This is a genomic window from Streptomyces sp. NPDC086777 (assembly GCF_040702065.1).
Lineage (GTDB): Bacteria > Actinomycetota > Actinomycetes > Streptomycetales > Streptomycetaceae > Streptomyces.
The window spans coordinates 414,466-430,058 of record NZ_JBFBJI010000004.1; the positions used below are offsets into that span (position 1 = coordinate 414,466).

11 protein-coding genes and 1 pseudogene are annotated in these 15,593 nt (G+C 74.2%); 3 read left to right on the forward strand and 9 right to left on the reverse strand.

Translation table 11 applies throughout. From position 1 onward, the window contains the following. Window positions 1-165: 165 nt before the first annotated feature. The 5 genes from AB0472_RS08790 to fxsA all read right to left on the reverse strand — a co-directional run bounded on the left by AB0472_RS08790 (window position 166) and on the right by fxsA (window position 8,381). Window positions 166-1,218 carry an HEXXH motif-containing putative peptide modification protein gene (locus AB0472_RS08790; RefSeq protein WP_366354628.1) on the reverse strand — a complete coding sequence of 351 codons (1,053 nt, stop codon included), beginning with the start codon at window positions 1,216-1,218 and terminating at the stop codon, window positions 166-168. Window positions 1,219-1,259: 41 nt separating this feature from the next. Further along, window positions 1,260-2,468, reverse strand: coding sequence for an FxsB family cyclophane-forming radical SAM/SPASM peptide maturase (locus tag AB0472_RS08795; protein WP_366354629.1), 1,209 nt, complete (start codon window positions 2,466-2,468; stop codon window positions 1,260-1,262). Window positions 2,469-2,587: 119 nt separating this feature from the next. Beyond that, the gene (gene fxsT / locus AB0472_RS08800; RefSeq protein ID WP_366354631.1) at window positions 2,588-6,598 is read right to left on the reverse strand and encodes an FxSxx-COOH system tetratricopeptide repeat protein; all 4,011 of its coding nucleotides are present in this window, start codon (window positions 6,596-6,598) and stop codon (window positions 2,588-2,590) included. Beyond that, a complete protein-coding gene (gene fsxC / locus AB0472_RS08805) occupies window positions 6,588-7,961 on the reverse strand; it encodes an FxsC protein (protein WP_366354633.1) in 1,374 nt (457 codons plus the stop codon). Before fsxC ends, fxsT begins: the two co-directional genes overlap by 11 nt. Before the next feature lie 234 nt (window positions 7,962-8,195). Then, a complete protein-coding gene (gene fxsA, locus AB0472_RS08810) occupies window positions 8,196-8,381 on the reverse strand; it encodes an FxSxx-COOH cyclophane-containing RiPP peptide (protein ID WP_366354634.1) in 186 nt (61 codons plus the stop codon). A 379-nt stretch (window positions 8,382-8,760) separates the two neighbouring features. On the opposite strand from fxsA, the gene AB0472_RS08815 reads away from it, so the two are divergent. Together AB0472_RS08815 and AB0472_RS08820 are read left to right on the forward strand one after the other, a co-directional pair. Further along, a complete protein-coding gene (locus AB0472_RS08815) occupies window positions 8,761-9,405 on the forward strand; it encodes a GNAT family protein (protein ID WP_366354636.1) in 645 nt (214 codons plus the stop codon). Window positions 9,406-9,448: 43 nt separating this feature from the next. After that, a complete protein-coding gene (locus tag AB0472_RS08820) occupies window positions 9,449-9,778 on the forward strand; it encodes an antibiotic biosynthesis monooxygenase (protein ID WP_366354638.1) in 330 nt (109 codons plus the stop codon). A gap of 50 nt (window positions 9,779-9,828) precedes the next feature. On the opposite strand, the gene AB0472_RS08825 is transcribed toward AB0472_RS08820, so the two are convergent. The 4 genes and pseudogenes from AB0472_RS08825 to AB0472_RS08840 all read right to left on the reverse strand — a co-directional run. Further along, window positions 9,829-10,047: a hypothetical protein gene (locus AB0472_RS08825; protein ID WP_366354640.1), complete on the reverse strand. Its 219-nt coding sequence runs from the start codon at window positions 10,045-10,047 to the stop codon at window positions 9,829-9,831. Between the two features lie 14 nt (window positions 10,048-10,061). Continuing rightward, entirely contained in the window at window positions 10,062-11,279 is a 1,218-nt protein-coding gene (locus AB0472_RS08830) for an FAD-dependent oxidoreductase (protein WP_366354642.1), read from the reverse strand. 118 nt (window positions 11,280-11,397) lie between these two features. Continuing rightward, window positions 11,398-12,342 (reverse strand): RNA polymerase sigma-70 factor, encoded by a 945-nt coding sequence (locus AB0472_RS08835; RefSeq protein WP_366354644.1) that lies wholly within the window; start codon window positions 12,340-12,342, stop codon window positions 11,398-11,400. 248 nt (window positions 12,343-12,590) lie between these two features. Further along, window positions 12,591-12,922: pseudogene (locus AB0472_RS08840) on the reverse strand (aspartate aminotransferase family protein); the annotation flags it as partial. 162 nt (window positions 12,923-13,084) lie between these two features. Here AB0472_RS08840 and AB0472_RS08845 point away from each other — a divergent pair. After that, a complete protein-coding gene (locus AB0472_RS08845; protein ID WP_366354645.1) occupies window positions 13,085-15,484 on the forward strand; it encodes a SpoIIE family protein phosphatase in 2,400 nt (799 codons plus the stop codon). Window positions 15,485-15,593: the final 109 nt, after the last annotated feature.

A 15,593-nucleotide genomic window follows, 5' to 3' on the forward strand; every position in this document is an offset into this window, starting at 1 on the left:
CATCGAACGTACCTGGTCCTGGAGAACCGTGTGCGGGCTCAGGCGACGGAGCCCGCCATTGCGGCAGAGCTGTGACATCCCCTAGGGGGCCGGATCCGGGTCGGATCGGGGCCGGATCGGGGCCGGATCGGGGGCCGCCCGGGGTCGTGGGCGGGGGCGGCCCGGTCAGGCCTCGCCCAGCCGGGCCAGGGCGGCTCGCATCCCCTCGGTGAAGCGCCGGCCGGCCGGCAGGAGCTCGCCGCTGCCGAGGAGCGTGTCGACGGCGCCGCGGGTGTATCCGTACCAGGTGGCGTGCTCCCGCTCGGCCCGGGGAGACGGCGCTGCGGTGCCCCGCTCGGTGTGCCAGAAGTCGCAGACGCCCAGGTGGGCGTAGGTGCCCTGGAGCAGCGCGTCCAGCGGCCGGGGGTCGGGGCGCCAGGGGGCGTGGTAGCGGGCCGGTGACGCCGGGCCGTGCAGGGGGACCAGGTCGAGCAGGGCGCCGAGCTGCACGTGCAGGAACTCGTGGACCAGGGTCAGGGCGAAGAGCACGGGATCGGCGGGCGGGGAGAGGGCGACGGCGCCGTAGGCCCGGCGGGCCGCGGAGCTCACCGCCGTGCCGCCCGGCGCGGGGTGGAGCGGCACCAGGGTGGACAGGCAGGCGGCGACGGCCCGGGCGTGCCAGGGGTGCCGGCGGACCAGGACCTGCCAGGCGCCGTCCAGGGCGTGCTGCCAGCGCCCGGCCTCGGCGGCGCTCTGCGGCCCGGCGGGGAGATGGCCGTGGACGTCGCGGAAGGGGCCGCGGTCGGCCAGCCGCAGGCTCAGCACCAGGCCGTCGCACTCGGCGGTCAGCAGGTGCGGTCCGGACAGCGCGGCCGGTCCGCCGTCGGTCAGTTCGCCGAACCAGGAGAGGTCGGGCCGGTCACCGCGGGCGCACCCGGCCAGCGCGCGGGCCAGGCCCTCGTCCAGGTGGGGATGGAGCATCACCGCCCGCCAGCGGTCCGGTTCGTCGCGGTACAGGGCGGCCAGCCGTCGGTAGGGCTCGTCGAAGCCGGAGCCCGGGGGCAGCGACCGGCGGACGGCCGCCATCAGCAGCCTGCGCTTGCTGAGCTGACCGCGTCTCAGCTCGGCCACGGCCGCGGTGCCGCCGCGGGCCCGGGCGACGGCGTCGAACAGGTCCGGATCGACGTCGTGCATGGCGAGGGTGCCGGGAGCGGACGGGTCGGGGGGCGGGACGGGCACGGGGGCTTGCTCCTCGCGGGCGGGCCGGTCGTGGGGCGCCGTCATCCCGCCGCCGGCTGTGCCGCCGCCCGCAGCGCGGTGACGTCCCGGCGCAGTCGTTCGGCGATGTGGTCGACGAGGACGGCGAGGTCCTGGCAGTAGACGGAGGGGGCGGCGAACGGGGTCGGTGCCGCCCCGGGGTGGTAGCGGTGGGCGTACAGGCCGCCGCCGCAGACCGCCGCGCGGGGGCAGGCGGCGCAGACGGGGGCGAGGCCAGCCAGCCCGCGCTGACGGGCCCGGAAGGCCTCGTGGCGGGCGGCGTCGGCGAAGGTGTGCCGGAAGACGTCCAGGCCGGTGCCGGGGGCCCCGGGGTAGGTGACCTTGAGCGAGTCGGCCTGCTCGATCGTGCCGTCGGTCTCGACGACCACGAGGTCGACCGGGGTCAGTCCGACGGTCTCGCTGCGGGCGGTGCCGCCGAGCAGCAGCGCCAGGATCTCCTCGAAGAGCCGCACGCCGGTCTCCCGGCGCGGTGCGTCGTACCACCGGTCGAAGACCGCGCACAGCCACCGCGCGTACGGCGCCGGTCCGTCGGGTGCGGCTCCGGGCGCCGTGCGGGGCGGGCTGGTCCGGTCGGCGAGACCGGGTGGCGGGCTCTCCCAGGTGCCGTGCGGCAGCAGGAGGTTGAGCCGGGGCGGGGTGAACTCCAGCAGTGCCTCGTACGTCTCGACGGGGTCGGCGGCCAGGTCGACGGTGCACAGCAGCCCGGCGTAGAGGGCGCGGTACGGGCCGTCGGCGAGGAGCCGCAGCGCCCGTGCCACGTCGGCGTGGCTGCCGCGGCCGTCGGGGCGGCGGCGGTGCCGGTCGTGGGTGGCGGCCGTGCCGTCGACGCTGACCCCGATCCGGACGCCGTGGCGGGCCAGGACCGGCAGCAGTGCCGGGTCCTCGACCAGCCGCAGGCCGTTGGTCTGCAGCGTGAGCCGCAGCTCCGCCACCCCGTGCAGGGCGTCGGCGAGTGCGCCCAGTACGGCGTCCAGCCGTGCCGCCCCCACCAGCAGCGGCTCGCCGCCGTGCAGGACGACGTGCACCTCGCCCAGGCGGTGCCGGCGCGCGTGTTCGGCGATGAGTGCGGCCGTCCTGCGTACGGTGCCGGGGGCCATGACGCGGGGGCGGTCGCGCCAGCTCTGGTCCACCGACTCGTAGACGTAGCAGTAGTCGCAGGCGAGATTGCAGCGACTGTGGATCTTCAACAGGAACTGCCGGAACGGGACCATGAGCCAGCCTCGCTGGGGCGCACCGGAGCCGCTCCCGCCGACGGCCGGGTCGACACGGAACGGGTGCTGGCGGGTGGCCGCATCCTACCGCCCGGCAGGTGTCCCGGACGGCGCTCCGCTCACGTGGTCGGCGGCTCGATGTCGGAGTCCAGCCGGACCCCGCGTGTGATCGCCAGCGTCGTCGGGTGCTGCTCTCCCAGGGTGCGCCGGGCGCGGGCCAGGGCGTCCTCGCGCAGGGTGTCGGCCTCCGTCGCGCGGCCCAGTTCGCGCAGGCTCAGCGAGAGGTTGGAGCCGCTGCCGATGGCGTCGTAGTGGTCGGGTCCGAACGCGGCCAGCAGCCCTTCCCGGGCCCTGGTCTCGATGCGGGCGGCCTCCTGTGTGCGACCGGCCGCCACCAGGTCGTTGGCGTGGTTGAGCAGGCAGCAGCAGGTGTGCGGGTGGTTCTCCCCGAGGACGGCGCGCAGGTGCGCCGCGGTGCGCTCGGAGAGCGCGAGTGCCTCCTCCAGGCGGCCCTGCAGCCGGAGGTAGACCGACATGTTGTTGGCGCAGACCAGGGTGACCGGGTGCTCCTCGCCCAGGTAGTCCTTGTAGCGGCCGAGGGCCCGCTCGGTGAGCTCCAGCGCCTGGCTGGTGTCGCCGAGCGCGGCCAGGTCGCCGGCCAGGCTGCAGGCGACGGCGAGGGTGTCGTAGTGGTCGGGGCCGTGGGCCTGCAGGTAGCGGTTGTAGATGTCCTGGTCGATGTCGCGGGCCTCGGCGTACCTGCCGTCCCGGCACAGGGCCACGGCCAGGTTCTTGCGCGCCCGCAGGGTGTCGCTGTGCCCGTCGCCGAGCAGCTGCTGGTAGAGGCGGGTGGTCGTCTCCAGCAGGCTCAGCGCCTGCTGGAGTTCGCCGGTCTCGCGCAGGTCGCGCGCGTAGTTGTTGGCCAGGTTCAGGGTGCGCGGCTTCATGCTGCCCTGGTTCTGCCGCTGCCGTTCGTAGGCGCTGCGGTGCAGTTCCAGGGCGGCCCGGCGGTCGCCCGCCAGGTACTCGGACATGCCCAGGTTGTTGGCGTACATCAGGGTGCGCTGGTGGTCCTCGCCGAATTCGGCGTACGCCGCCTCGTAGGTGGTGCGGTCCAGCTCGCGGGCCTCCTGGTAGCGGCCGAGGGCCCGCAGATCGGCGCCGACGTTGCCGGCCGCGGCGAGGGTGGCCGGGTACTCGGCGCCCCTGGTGCGGGTGAACCGCTCCAGGACGTCGGCGTCGAGTTCGTACGCCTCGATCAGCCGGCCCTGCGAGCGGAGCACATTGCCCAGCTGGGTACTCAGCAGCAGGGTGTGCGTGTCGTCGGGGCCGCCCGGGAAGTCCGGCCGCCCCCAGCGTTCCAGGGTGCGTACGGCGAGGTCGTGGGCGGTGCCGTACAGGCTGCGCTTCCACAGGTAGCGCACCGAGTCGGTGATCAGCTTGCGGACCTCGGGGTTGGGGTCGGCGGAGGCGCGGGAGGGTTCCAGGTGGGGCAGGAGCTCGTCGTACTCGTCCCAGTCGGCGGTGGCCTCCGGGTTGCCCGGGTTGGCGTCCGCGAGTGCGGTGTGCACCACCCTGCGCAGCTCCGCCCAGCGCCGTTCGCCGACCCCGTCCCGGATGACGGCCTGGACCAGCCGGTGCACGCTCAGGGTCTCGCTGCCCTGGTCGCTGCGGGCCAGCCCGTAGCGGTTGAGGAGGCGCAGCAGCTGGGCGACGGCCATCTCGTCGCGGGGTTCGTCCGTGTCGGAGGTCAGCGCCCGGGTGACCGCCCGGCCGTAGAGCAGCCGCATGGGGATGGGGTCGGGGCCGAAGAAGGAGCAGATCTCCAGCATCTCGGCGGCCGCCCGGTCGCGCCTGCGCAGGTCCTCCACGGCGATCTGCCAGGTCCTGGCGGCGGAGTTGGGGTACTCCCGGGGCGGCAGCTGGGTGTGGTCGAGGATGTCGGCGGGGCGGTCCCGCAGCTGGGCGAGATAGCGGTCGACCGGCATGTTGCTCTCGCTCAGCCAGGTCGCCGTCTGCCCCACCGCGAGGGGCAGGTCGCCGAGTTCGCGGGCGATCTGCTCCGCGTCCTCGGTGGAGAGCAACGGGCTGAACCTGTGCAGCAGTTCGACGCTCTCCGCCCGGGTGAAGACCTCCACCTCGGCCCGGCCCGCGCTGTTGACCCAGGCCCGGTCCCGCGAGGTGATCAGCACGTGCCCGCCGGGCGGCCCGGAGGGCAGGAGTCCGTCGAGTTCCTTGGGGCTGCCGGCGTTGTCGTAGACCAGCAGCCAGCGGTCGTAGGGCTGTCCCTGTCCGAGGACGCGCAGTACGGCCTCCGCGGTGCTGCCCACGTCCTCGCCCTCCTCCAGGTCGAGGTAGGGGGCGAGGTCGGCGAGGGCGGAGCGGATCAGGCCGGGCTGGGCGGCGTTCATCCACCAGACCACGTCGTAGGAGGATTTGTGCCGGTGCGCGTACTCGAGCGCGGTCTGCGTCTTTCCCATGCCGCCGAGCCCGTACAGCGCCTGGCTGGGCACGGTGGCGGTGGGGCCGGCGGTGAAGTGGTCGCGGAGCCGTTCCAGCAGCGGGCCGCGCCCGGTGAAGGAGAGGTTGCGGGACGGCAGGCGCTGGGCCGCCGGGATCGAGCCGGGGAAGCCGGGCAGCGCGGCGGCCGCGGACGCCGCGGACCCGTCCGGGAGGCGCCGGCCGGAGGGCGGTCCGAGGACCGCCAGGAGCTGGTCGACGGCCTCGGCCGGACCGCACCGGCTGAGGTCGGCGGCCGTGCTGTCGAGGTAGGGGCCCGCGGCCGCCGGGTCGAGGTCCTGGACGCGGACGGCGACCAGGCCGGGGCCGCCGAGCGTCTCGTGCCCGGCCAGCTGGAGACGGATCGTGGCGGCCCGCGACTGGGTCGCGTACTCGGGTGACAGCAGGGCGAGCACCCGGCCCTGCCCGCTCAGGGTGCCGGCCACCTCGGGCAGGACGCTGCCGCCCGGGGCGACCGTGCTGTGCAGCGAGACCTGGTAGCCGACCGCCTCCAGGGCCTCCGCCGTCCACTCGGCCCAGACCCGGCCGAGCGGCGCGTAGCTGATGTAGACCTGGGTGGGCAGGGTGCGGGGCGCCCGCAGGTAGGCGGCGCGCAGTTCGGCCCGCCGGTCCACGGGCAGCGCGGCGAGCCGGCGTACCCGGCCGTCCGAGATCCATTCGGTGAGCCGCTCGAACGCGGTGAGCAGCGAGCGCTCCTGACGCGGCCGGTCGGCGATCGTGGCGGGGATCTCCTCGTACGCGTAGAACGCCTTGTACGGGATCTCTATCTCGCCCCAGTAGCGGCTGTGGTCCTCTTCCGGGAGCCAGCTCAGGAAGGGTTCGAACTCGGTGCGGGAGAAGTCCCGGCCCGCTTCCAGCCGTTCGGTCTCGGCCTCCTCGACCCGCATCGGGACGGGGAGCACCTTGATGTCCCGGGGGGCCGAGCGCCGCACGGCGGCCGCCGCGTCCACCCCGCCGCGGATGCTCTGGGCGCTCATCGTGAAGCAGTCGACGAGGACGTCGGGCAGGACGATGGTGCAGATGCCGGAGGTGTCGCTCACGCCCGTACGGCTGTCGATCAGCACGTAGTCGTAGGCGGCGATCATCTCCTCGCGCAGCGCCTGGAGGAAGTAGCCGCCGCCGTGCCGGTCGTAGAAGCTGTGCCAGTTGAAGCTGGTCACGGCGGCGGAGTAGGCGGCCGTCTGGCGTCCGGCGGGCAGGAAGTCGAGCCGGCCGCCGGAGGGGAACTCCAGCAGCAGTCCGACGGTGTACGGGCTCAGGTCCGCGGCTTCCCGCAGCCAGGCGTCGTGGCGGGCGGGCCCGGTCGGGCGCGGTCCGGGGCCGCCGACGGTCTGGCGGACCGCGGGCGGTTCGGGGCTCAGCACCGTGCGCACGTAGGCCTGCACCATGTTGATCAGGCCGTCGGAGGAGCGCAGTTCGGGGTCGACCAGCAGGGGGTGCAGATAGCGGTGCAGACCGGGGGCCTCCAGGTCCCAGTCGACCAGCAGCACCCGGTGGCCGCCGCTGGCGAGGATCCAGCCGACGTTGGCGAGCGCCATGGTGCGCCCGGTGCCGCCCTTGTACGAGTAGAACGTGACGATCTTGCCCGGTCCGCCGGTGCTACTGGTCATCGTCTGGGTCCTTCGGAACAATTCGTCCGCCGGGCGGCTGCGGTGGGTGCGGGGCAGCGTGCGGGCGGGGCGTCGGGGCGCCGCCGAGGAAGGGGAACCGCGGCGGCATGTCGGCAGGTACGGCGGGCACGGGCGGGCCCGGGATGGTGAGCCCCGCCATCGGGGGCGGGGTGGGACCCGTGGGAACCCGGACGGGAGTGGTGCTCTCCATCTCCATCAGCCGGTTCTGGGCGACGACCAGCATCACGGAGAGCCGTTCGTCGAACTCCTCCCCGCCCACCCGTACCCGGAACAGGGGATCGTGCGGGTCGTTGTGCCGGCGCCAGTTGCGCCAGAACACATGGCTTAGGTCCTCCCAGATCGACTCGCCGCCGGACTCCTCGTCGGAGTCGTGACAGGGCACGAGAACGCCGGTGGCCGGGCGGTTCTGGCCGTCGTAGTCCGCGAGCACGTCCCGGTAGGCCGGGCTGCGCGCGGCCCACGGATCGACCAGCAGGATGCTCGTCTGGTTGTTGGCCATCGACTCGTCGAGGCGGCTGCTCAGCGCGGCGTCGACGACCTCCACGCTGCTGGTGTAGGGGCCCGACTCCATGATCACCCGCTGGGCCCGCCGGGCGACCGTGGGGTCCCTGGGCGGGTGGTACGGCGTCCATTCCCGCGGCGAGCGCCCGTAGTACTCCGACCGGTGCCGCCCCTCGGGCAGCTCGTCCGCGACGCCGGCGGCCAGGAAGATCTCCACGTGCCCGGCACCCGGCGCGGCGGCCCGCCGGTGCCCGACCGCGGGGAAGAGGCCGCGGACCTCGCCGAGGTCGAGTCCGGACGTGAAGGGCAGCCGGAAGCGGTCCGCGGCCATCCGCACCCGGGCGGCGACCTTCCCGACGACCCTGCGGTAGGCCAGGCCCATCGGGTCGGTACGCAGGATCTGCAGCAGTCCCTGGGTGAGGTACTCCTCGCCCAGGTCGGCCTCGTGGTACTGGAAGCGGGCGATCTCGTCCGGCAGGTCCCCCTCCATGGGCGCCCAGAGGACCGGGACCAGCGCCGGTACGTCGATCTCGGTCTCCCGGCGGTACTCGTGCAGCCTGTCCCGGAAGGCCGTCCACTCCTTGCCGCAGTACTCGCTGTTCAGGTAGGCCGGCGAGTACAGCGCGACGAAGGCGCGGCAGTGCCCGACCGCGGCACCGAGCACCCGCGCCCAGTCGTCGCCCAGACCCAGCCCCTCGACGTCCCGGAACGGCGGCTGAGCGGCGGGATCGGCGCCGATCTGACGGAGTTCCAGCACGAGGTCGTCGTAGAACCGCTTCACGAACTCGTCAGGATTGTCTTTCCGCGCATAGCTGAGGAAGAAATACGGCTCCTGAACCAAGGCGCCCCCCGAGTGCTCTCCGGCCGACCTGACAGTGTGCCACCTGAATGCCAGAGCATGTCCGGGTCATACCCCGAGGGGTGAGACCTCAAGCTGCCGGCTCCTGATCACCTGTCAACTGCACGCACGGGGACGGGAGATGGCCGCAGCACCGGGGCGAGGTGGGGCGGAGGGGCGGAAGGACGGGGCGGGACGGCGGCGGGAGGAAGGACGGCGGCGGGAGGGAGGACGCGCTCAGCCCATCGCGGAGTCGAAGGCGGCGTAGGGCACACCGACCGGGTTGACCGCCTCGTCGACCATGCGTCGCAACGCCACGCCCAGCGCGTTGTCGGGCAGCTCCCCGAGCAGCCCCTCCAACGCTTCCGTACTCAGGTCCGCGACGTCGAGCAGACACGAGTCGATCCGAGCGCCAGCGTCCATCGACATCCTTCGCACACGGGCGTGCCCCGTAGGTGCTGGGGCACGCATAGTTCGCTCACCCTACAGGTCCGGGACCGCCTGATATCAAGCGTCGCACCCAGACGCGCGAAGCGGTTCGCGGCACGGGCGGACGGTCCACGCGCCGCGCCCTCCGCGGGGGTGCTCGGCAGCGTGGCCGGGCCTCCCAGGTCACTCCGGCCGTGCCGGGTTCGGCGTGCGGGAGCAGGGACGGCGCCGGGCGTCGGGCCGTGGCCGGGCAGGGGGTGACGCCGCGGCGGTGTGCCGTGCGTCGCCGCTCCACTCGGCGGTGACACGGCGGACTTGGCGGCTCGGGGGAAAACCGGATGCGGGGGCCGGGCGGGCTGGCTACCGTCCGGGCGTGGCCCACACCTATCCGCCGCTGAACGTCGAAGTCCGCACGCCGCGCCTGACGCTGGCCGGCGCCTCCGACGAACTGCTGGAACGCCTCGTGCCGCTCGTGCGGGCCGGGGTCGCCGACGCCGAGCCGTGGCCGTTCGACGACCCGAGCTCGTTCTACACCGAAGGACCCGAGCGGGAATGGCAATGGCTGCGCGCCGTCTGGTCGGGCCGCGCCCGCGTCAGTCCGGACGCGTGGCGGCTGTACTTCGCCGTCCTCGTCGACGGCGAACCGGTCGGCATGCAGGACCTCATCGGCAGCGACTTCACGCGCTTCGGCACGGTGTCCAGCTTCTCGTGGCTGGCCCCCGGCAGCCGCGGCCGCGGACTCGGCAGGGAGATGCGGGCGGCGGTCCTGCAGCTGGCCTTCGCCGGACTGGGCGCACGGGAGGCCGGCAGCGACGCCTTCGTCGACAACGAGGCGTCCAACCGCGTCTCCCGCGGCCTGGGCTACGAAGCGAACGGCACGGACTGGGACACCCGCCGCGGGGAGCCCGCGCTCATCCAGCGGTGGCGGCTCACCCGGGACGCGTGGGAACAAATCCGCCGCGACGACATCGAACTGACCGGCATCAGCGAATGCCTGCCCGTCCTGGGCATCCGCTAGCCGCCTCACGCCCTGCTGATCACCTTTGGGGCAGGATGGCCCCATGAGCGTAGTCAAGATCAACGTGCTGGAAGTGCCGGACGAGCAGCGGGAGACGCTGGAGAAGCGGTTCGCGCATCGCGCGCATGCCGTGGAGAGCTCCGACGGGTTCGAGTGGTTCGAGCTGCTGCGGCCGGTCGAGGGGACCGACAGCTACCTCGTGTACACGCGGTGGCGCGACGAGGAGTCGTTCCAGGCGTGGATGGAGGGGCCCATGAAGGCGGCGCACCAGGGCGGCGGCGAGGAGGGCGGCGAGAAGCCGAAGCCGGCGGCGTCGGGGTCGACCCTGTGGTCCTTCGAGGTGGTCCAGCAGGCGGAACCGAAGCAGGCCTAGATCCGTCGGTATCCCCTCGTACGCCGCTGCCGAGTGGCGGCGGGTGAACGTCATGCCGGGCTGGACGCCACCACCCGCCGCGTGGGTCCTGCCCGGTCGTCGCCGGAGGCCCGGGCGGGCTTGCCCGGGGTCCCCGTCCACGGCCGGCAGGAGAAGCCGTTGCCGGTGTACCGGTCCGGGCGGGTGTCGCCGCAGGCACTGCTGTGGACGTCGGGGAAGTCGTGATCGACCGCCTTGACGGACCTCTCGGCCGGTGCCCTCGTGGGCACCGGCGTGGTGGGGGTCAGGCGGCCTTTTCGGTGGTCGTCGTGAGCGATGGGGTGGAGCGGGCCGGGGCCGGTACGAGGGGGCGGCGGCGGGCCGGGAGGCCGAGCATCGGGTGGGACACGGCCCAGGCCGCGCCCTTGCAGATGAGTTCCTTGTAGAGGGCGGCGGTGCGACCCGTCAGGGCGGCCCGTACGGCGCGGTCGTCGGCCGTGACGTACTGGACCAGGCCCTGCCTGCGGCCCAGCGAGACACACTGGTTGACGTAGCGCAGCGGGGTGTTGGGGAGCTTTCCGCCGGTCAGGCGGGCCGCGATGGCGTCGGCGGCCTGCCAGGCCATCGGGAGGCCCGAGGCGCAGGACATGCGCAGCGGATTGCCGGCCGGGCCCGTCGCCTGGGCCGCGTCGCCGATGGCGTACACGTCCGGGTGCGAGACCGAGCGCATGGTCCGGTCGACGACGATCCGGCCGGTGCCGGTGACCTCCAGCGCGGTGGCCCGCGGGATCGGGTGGACGGCGAAGCCGGTGGTCCACACGGTGACCGCGGCCGGGACCGACCCGCCGTCGGCCGTGGTCACGTGGTCGGATGCCACGGCGGTGACGGCGGTGTGCTCGTGCACGGTGACGCCCAGCCCGTCGACGACCTTCCGCAGGTGCCGGCGGCCCTTCGGCGAGAGCCAGTCGCCGAGGGCACCGCGGGCGGCGAGGGCGACGTCGAGGTCCGGGCGGGCCTCGGCGATCTCGGTCACGGCCTCCAGACCGGTCAGTCCGCCGCCGACCACGAGCACCGGCTGTCCGGCCGGGAGCGCGGCGAGGCGACGGCGCAGCCGGAGCGCTCCGCGGCGGCCGGCGATCTCGTCGGCGTGCTCGGCGGCGCCGGGGACGCCCTGGTCGTTCCAGCCGCTGCCGAGGGCGTACACGAGGGTGTCGTACTCCAGTTCCTCGGGGGCGTCCTGCTCGGCGGTGGCGGCCGTCGTGACCGTCCTGCGGTCGACGTCCACGGCCGTGACCCTCGCGAGCCTCAGCCGCACGCCGGTCCCGGCGAACATCTCGGCGAAGGGCCGGGGCCGCAGCTCCTGACCGGTCGCGAGCTGATGCATCCGGACGCGCTCGACGAAGTCGGGTTCGGCGTTGACGAGGGTGATCGCGACGTCCTCGCGGCGCAGCCGCCGGGCGAGGCGGCCGGCGGCGACGGCTCCGGCGTATCCGGCGCCGAGGACGACGATGCGGTGCTGCATGTCCGTTCTCCTGTCATCCAGCTGTTCAGCGGTCGCCCCCTGAACCGGGCGGCCCGCCGTTTCCTGACAGGAGGGCGGTGTGAAGCGGCTCACATCACCCGGGAGAACTCGGCAGGGCTCAGAAGAGACAGGCGACGGGTTCGCCGTGGGCCGTCGCCGCCCACTGCCTGGTCGCGCGCTCCAGCTTGTCGGGGTTGACCTGGTTGCGGAACGCGGCGATGCCCTCGGTGGTGATCTCCAGGCACATCACGCCGAAGACCCGGCCGTCCACGATCGCCACCAGCGCGGGGCCGCCGTTGGCGGTCGTGGCGTACAGCTCGACGGAGCCGCCGACCAGCGCCCGCTGGGCCGGGCCCTGTTTGAACAGGCCCCGCATGAACTTCGCGACCGCGAGGGCACCCTCGAACGCCCTGGCCGCGGCCGGGACCTTCCCGCCGCCGTCACCGACCGCGACGGCGTCCTCGGTGAGCAGCCGGACGAGCGGCTCGGTCCGGCCGCCGGCCGCGGCCGCGAGGAACTCCTCGATGATCCGCCGGGCGGCGGCCTCGTCGACCGCGGTGCGGGTCCTGCCCTGCGCGAGGTGCTTCCTGGCCCGGTGCAGGATCTGCTGGCTGGCGGCCTCGGTGAGGTCGAGGATCCGGGCGATCTCCCGGTGCGGGTAGTCGAAGGCCTCGCGCAGCACGTACACCGCGCGCTCGGCCGGGGTGAGCCGCTCCAGCAGGACCAGGACCGCGTACGACACCGACTCCCGCCGTTCCGCGGTGTCGGCGGGGCCGAGCATCGGGTCGCCGGCGAGCAGCGGCTCGGGCAGCCACTGGCCCACGTAGGTCTCGCGCCGGGCGCGGGCCGAGGTGAGCTGGTTGAGGCACAGGTTGGTGAGCACCTTGGTCAGCCAGGCCTCGGGGACGTCGATGCGGGCGGTGTCGGCGGCCTGCCAGCGCAGGTACGTGTCCTGCACGGCGTCCTCGGCCTCGCTCGCGGAGCCGAGCAGGCGGTAGGCGATGGCCGCGAGGCGCGGCCGGGCCGCCTCGAACCGGTCCACGTCGGTAACGGTCACTGCCATGCTGCGGATCCTAGGCGTTCGGCCGGAGGCGCCGCGATGTGCCGTCGGCCGGCTGCTCCGCCGTCGTGGCCGGACGGGCCCTCGCCGCCCGGTCGCACAGGGCGGCAGCCCGCGTTCCTCAGGGTGTCGGCGCCGCGTTCCTCCGGGGCGGCGGCGCAGCGTCCTTCAGGGCGTCGGCGCGGCGTTCCTCCGGGGCGGCGGCGCCGGGGCGGCCGGGGCACCGCACCGTGCGAAGGTATGCGCATATGCAGCCGGAAGGTGAGCCACAGTGCCGCGGCGGCACCGGCGCGGTAGCACTCCAGGCTGATCTCCCCCAGGTGGAGCTCGCCGGAGGTGAAGTAGGTGTACGGCGAGTCGTGCAGGTAGAAGCGGTAGAAGCGGCCGACGTCGGGGTCGCGGAAGAGACGGCCCCGCGGCCGTGGGGCTGCAGCCCGTGCTTGTGCGGGTCGACGACGATCGAGTCGGCCCGGGCGAGGGCCCGCCAGGGCTCGGGCGGCAGCCCCTCCGGGCCGCCGGCGCCGTCAAGGAGCGTGAAGAAGCCGCCGTGGGCCGCGTCGACGTGCACCCGGGCCCCGTGGCGTGTTCTTCCACCCGCACTACGCCGGCGCGGCTGACCGGCGCGCCGGCCGCGATCGACCGGGCCCTGCGCGAGGACACCGGCTGACGGCTCGCGGGGCCGCAGGTTGAAGGGGATTCGGGGCGGCGCGATCCTGGGAGGTGTACCCGGACAGCCGGAGGCGCCATGGAGGGTTGCGTACCGGAGGACCTAGCGGTCGTCGTCGACGCCGGCGGGGCGGTCCTGGTGTGGAGTGCGGGGGCCCGGCGGCTCCTCGGGTACGAGCCCGCCGAGGTCGTCGGCCGCTCCGTACAGACGCTGCTCGCCGCCGACCTGCCCGTCTCCGCGCGCCGGCACCTCGCCGACGGGCAGCGCTGGTCCACCGAGGTGGCGCTGCTGCACCGCAACGGCGACCGGATCGTGGTGCGCCTCCAGGGCACCCCGCTCGCGGACGCGGGCGACCGGCCGCTCTGGCTGGTGACCGGGGCCCCGCGGACGACCGTGGCCGGACGCGACCAGCCCGGGGCGGCGGCCCTGTGGGACCTCACGCTCGCCCAACTGCCCACGCCGGTGGCGGTCTACGACCGCGACGCCCGGTTCGTCGCCGCCAACGACGCCATGTCCCGGATCATGGGCCTGCCCGCGGCGGAGATGCGGGGCCTGACCCTGTCGGAGATCGAGCCCAGCTTCCCCTTCGACGAGTACGACCGCCTCCAGCGGCAGGTCCTGCGCACCGGGCGGACGATCTTCCACGAGCAGCACGCCCAGGCGCCCGGCGAGACCAGGGAGCACTCCTGGTCGATGTACTTCTCCCCGCTGAGGGACGGGAACGGCACCGTGCAGGGCCTGTCCGCGGTGGTCTTCGACACCACGGAGCAGTACTGGGCCCGCCGCCACCTGGCCGTCCTCAACGACGCCGGCCTGCGCATCGGCACCACCCTGGACGTGACCCGCACCGCCGAGGAACTGGCCGAGGTGGCCGTGTCCGGGTTCGCGGACTTCGTCACCGTGGACCTGCTGGAGTCCGTCGTCCTCGGCGAGGAGCCGGAACCCCTGACACCGGGCGAACCCGTCGACATACGCCGGGCGGCCCAGCGGTCGGTGCTGGCGGGCTGCCCGGAGGCGGTGTTCGCCCCCGGCGACGCGTTCCGCTACCCGGTGGACACGCCCCCGATGCGGACGCTGCTCACCGGCCACGGCACCCGCCACCGGCCCGGCGACCCCGGCATGCAGGAATGGCTCAGGGCCTCCCAGGCCCGCGCCGAGTCCGTCGCCCGGCACCTGATCCACTCGGTGCTGATGGTCCCGCTGCGGGCCCGGGGCGTCACCCTTGGCCTCGTCCACTTCCTGCGGCACCGCACGCCCGAGTCGTTCACCGAGGACGACCAGCGGCTCGCGGAGGAGATCGTCGCCCGGGCCGCGGTGAGCGTGGACAACGCCCGCCGCTACACCCGCGAGCGCCGCACCGCGCTCGCCCTGCAGCGCAGCCTGCTGCCCGGCCGGCCACCGGCCCTGGCGGCGACGGAGGTGGCCTACCGCTACCTGCCCACCGGGGCCGGTGCGGACGTCGGCGGCGACTGGTTCGACGTGATCCCGCTCTCCGGCGCCCGGGTCGCCCTGGTCGTCGGCGACGTCGTCGGCCACGGCATCCGGGCCTCGGCCACCATGGGCCGGCTGCGCACGGCGGTACGGACACTGGCGGACGTCGACCTCGCCCCCGACGAACTCCTCACCCAGCTGGACGACCTGGTCATCCGGCTCGACCGCGAGGAGGGCCCGGAGGTGCCCGGCCGGGCGGAGGCGGCGTCGGCCGGCGACATCGGCGCGACCTGCCTGTACGCCGTCTACGACCCGGTGACCCGCCGCTGCACCATGGCCCGCGCCGGTCATCCGCCGCCGGCCCTGGTCACCCCCGGCGGCGACGTCAGCTTCCTCGACCTCCCGGCCGGCCCGCCGCTCGGCCTGGGCGGCCTCCCCTTCGAGTCCGCCGAGGTGGAGCTCGCGGAGGGCAGCGTGCTCGCCCTCTACACCGACGGTCTGGTGGAGACCGCCGACCACGACATCGAGGTGGGTCTCGGCCTGCTCCGCCGGGCCCTCGCCGACCCGGCCGCGCCCCTGGAGGAGACCTGCGACCACGTCCTGCGCACGGTCCTGACCGACCGCCCCGCCGACGACATCGTCCTGCTGCTCGCCCGGACCTCCGCCCTGGACACCGCGAAGGTCCGCACCTGGCAGCTCCCCCAGCACCCGGCCGCTGTCGCCGGGGCCCGCAAGATGGCCTGCGAACAGCTGGCGGCCTGGGGCCTGGGGGACGCGGTCTTCGCCACCGAACTGATCGTCAGCGAACTGGTCACGAACGCGGTCCGCTACGGCGACGGCCCGATCGCCCTCCGGCTGATCCGCGACGCCGCCCTCATCTGCGAGGTCTCCGACGGCAGCAGCACCGCCCCGCACCTGCGCCGGGCCCGCGTCTACGACGAGGGCGGCCGGGGCCTGCTCCTGGTGGCCCAGATCTCGGAGCGCTGGGGCAGCCGCCAGACCCCCGCCGGCAAGACGATCTGGGCGGAACAGCCCCTGCCGACGTGAGCCGCGCGCCCGGCCGGCCCACGCGACCCGCCGGCCAGTTCGTGCAGCTGACCATCCCCCAGGCGAGGTAGTCGCCGAACAGCGGGGAGGCGGCGCGGAACTCGGGCAG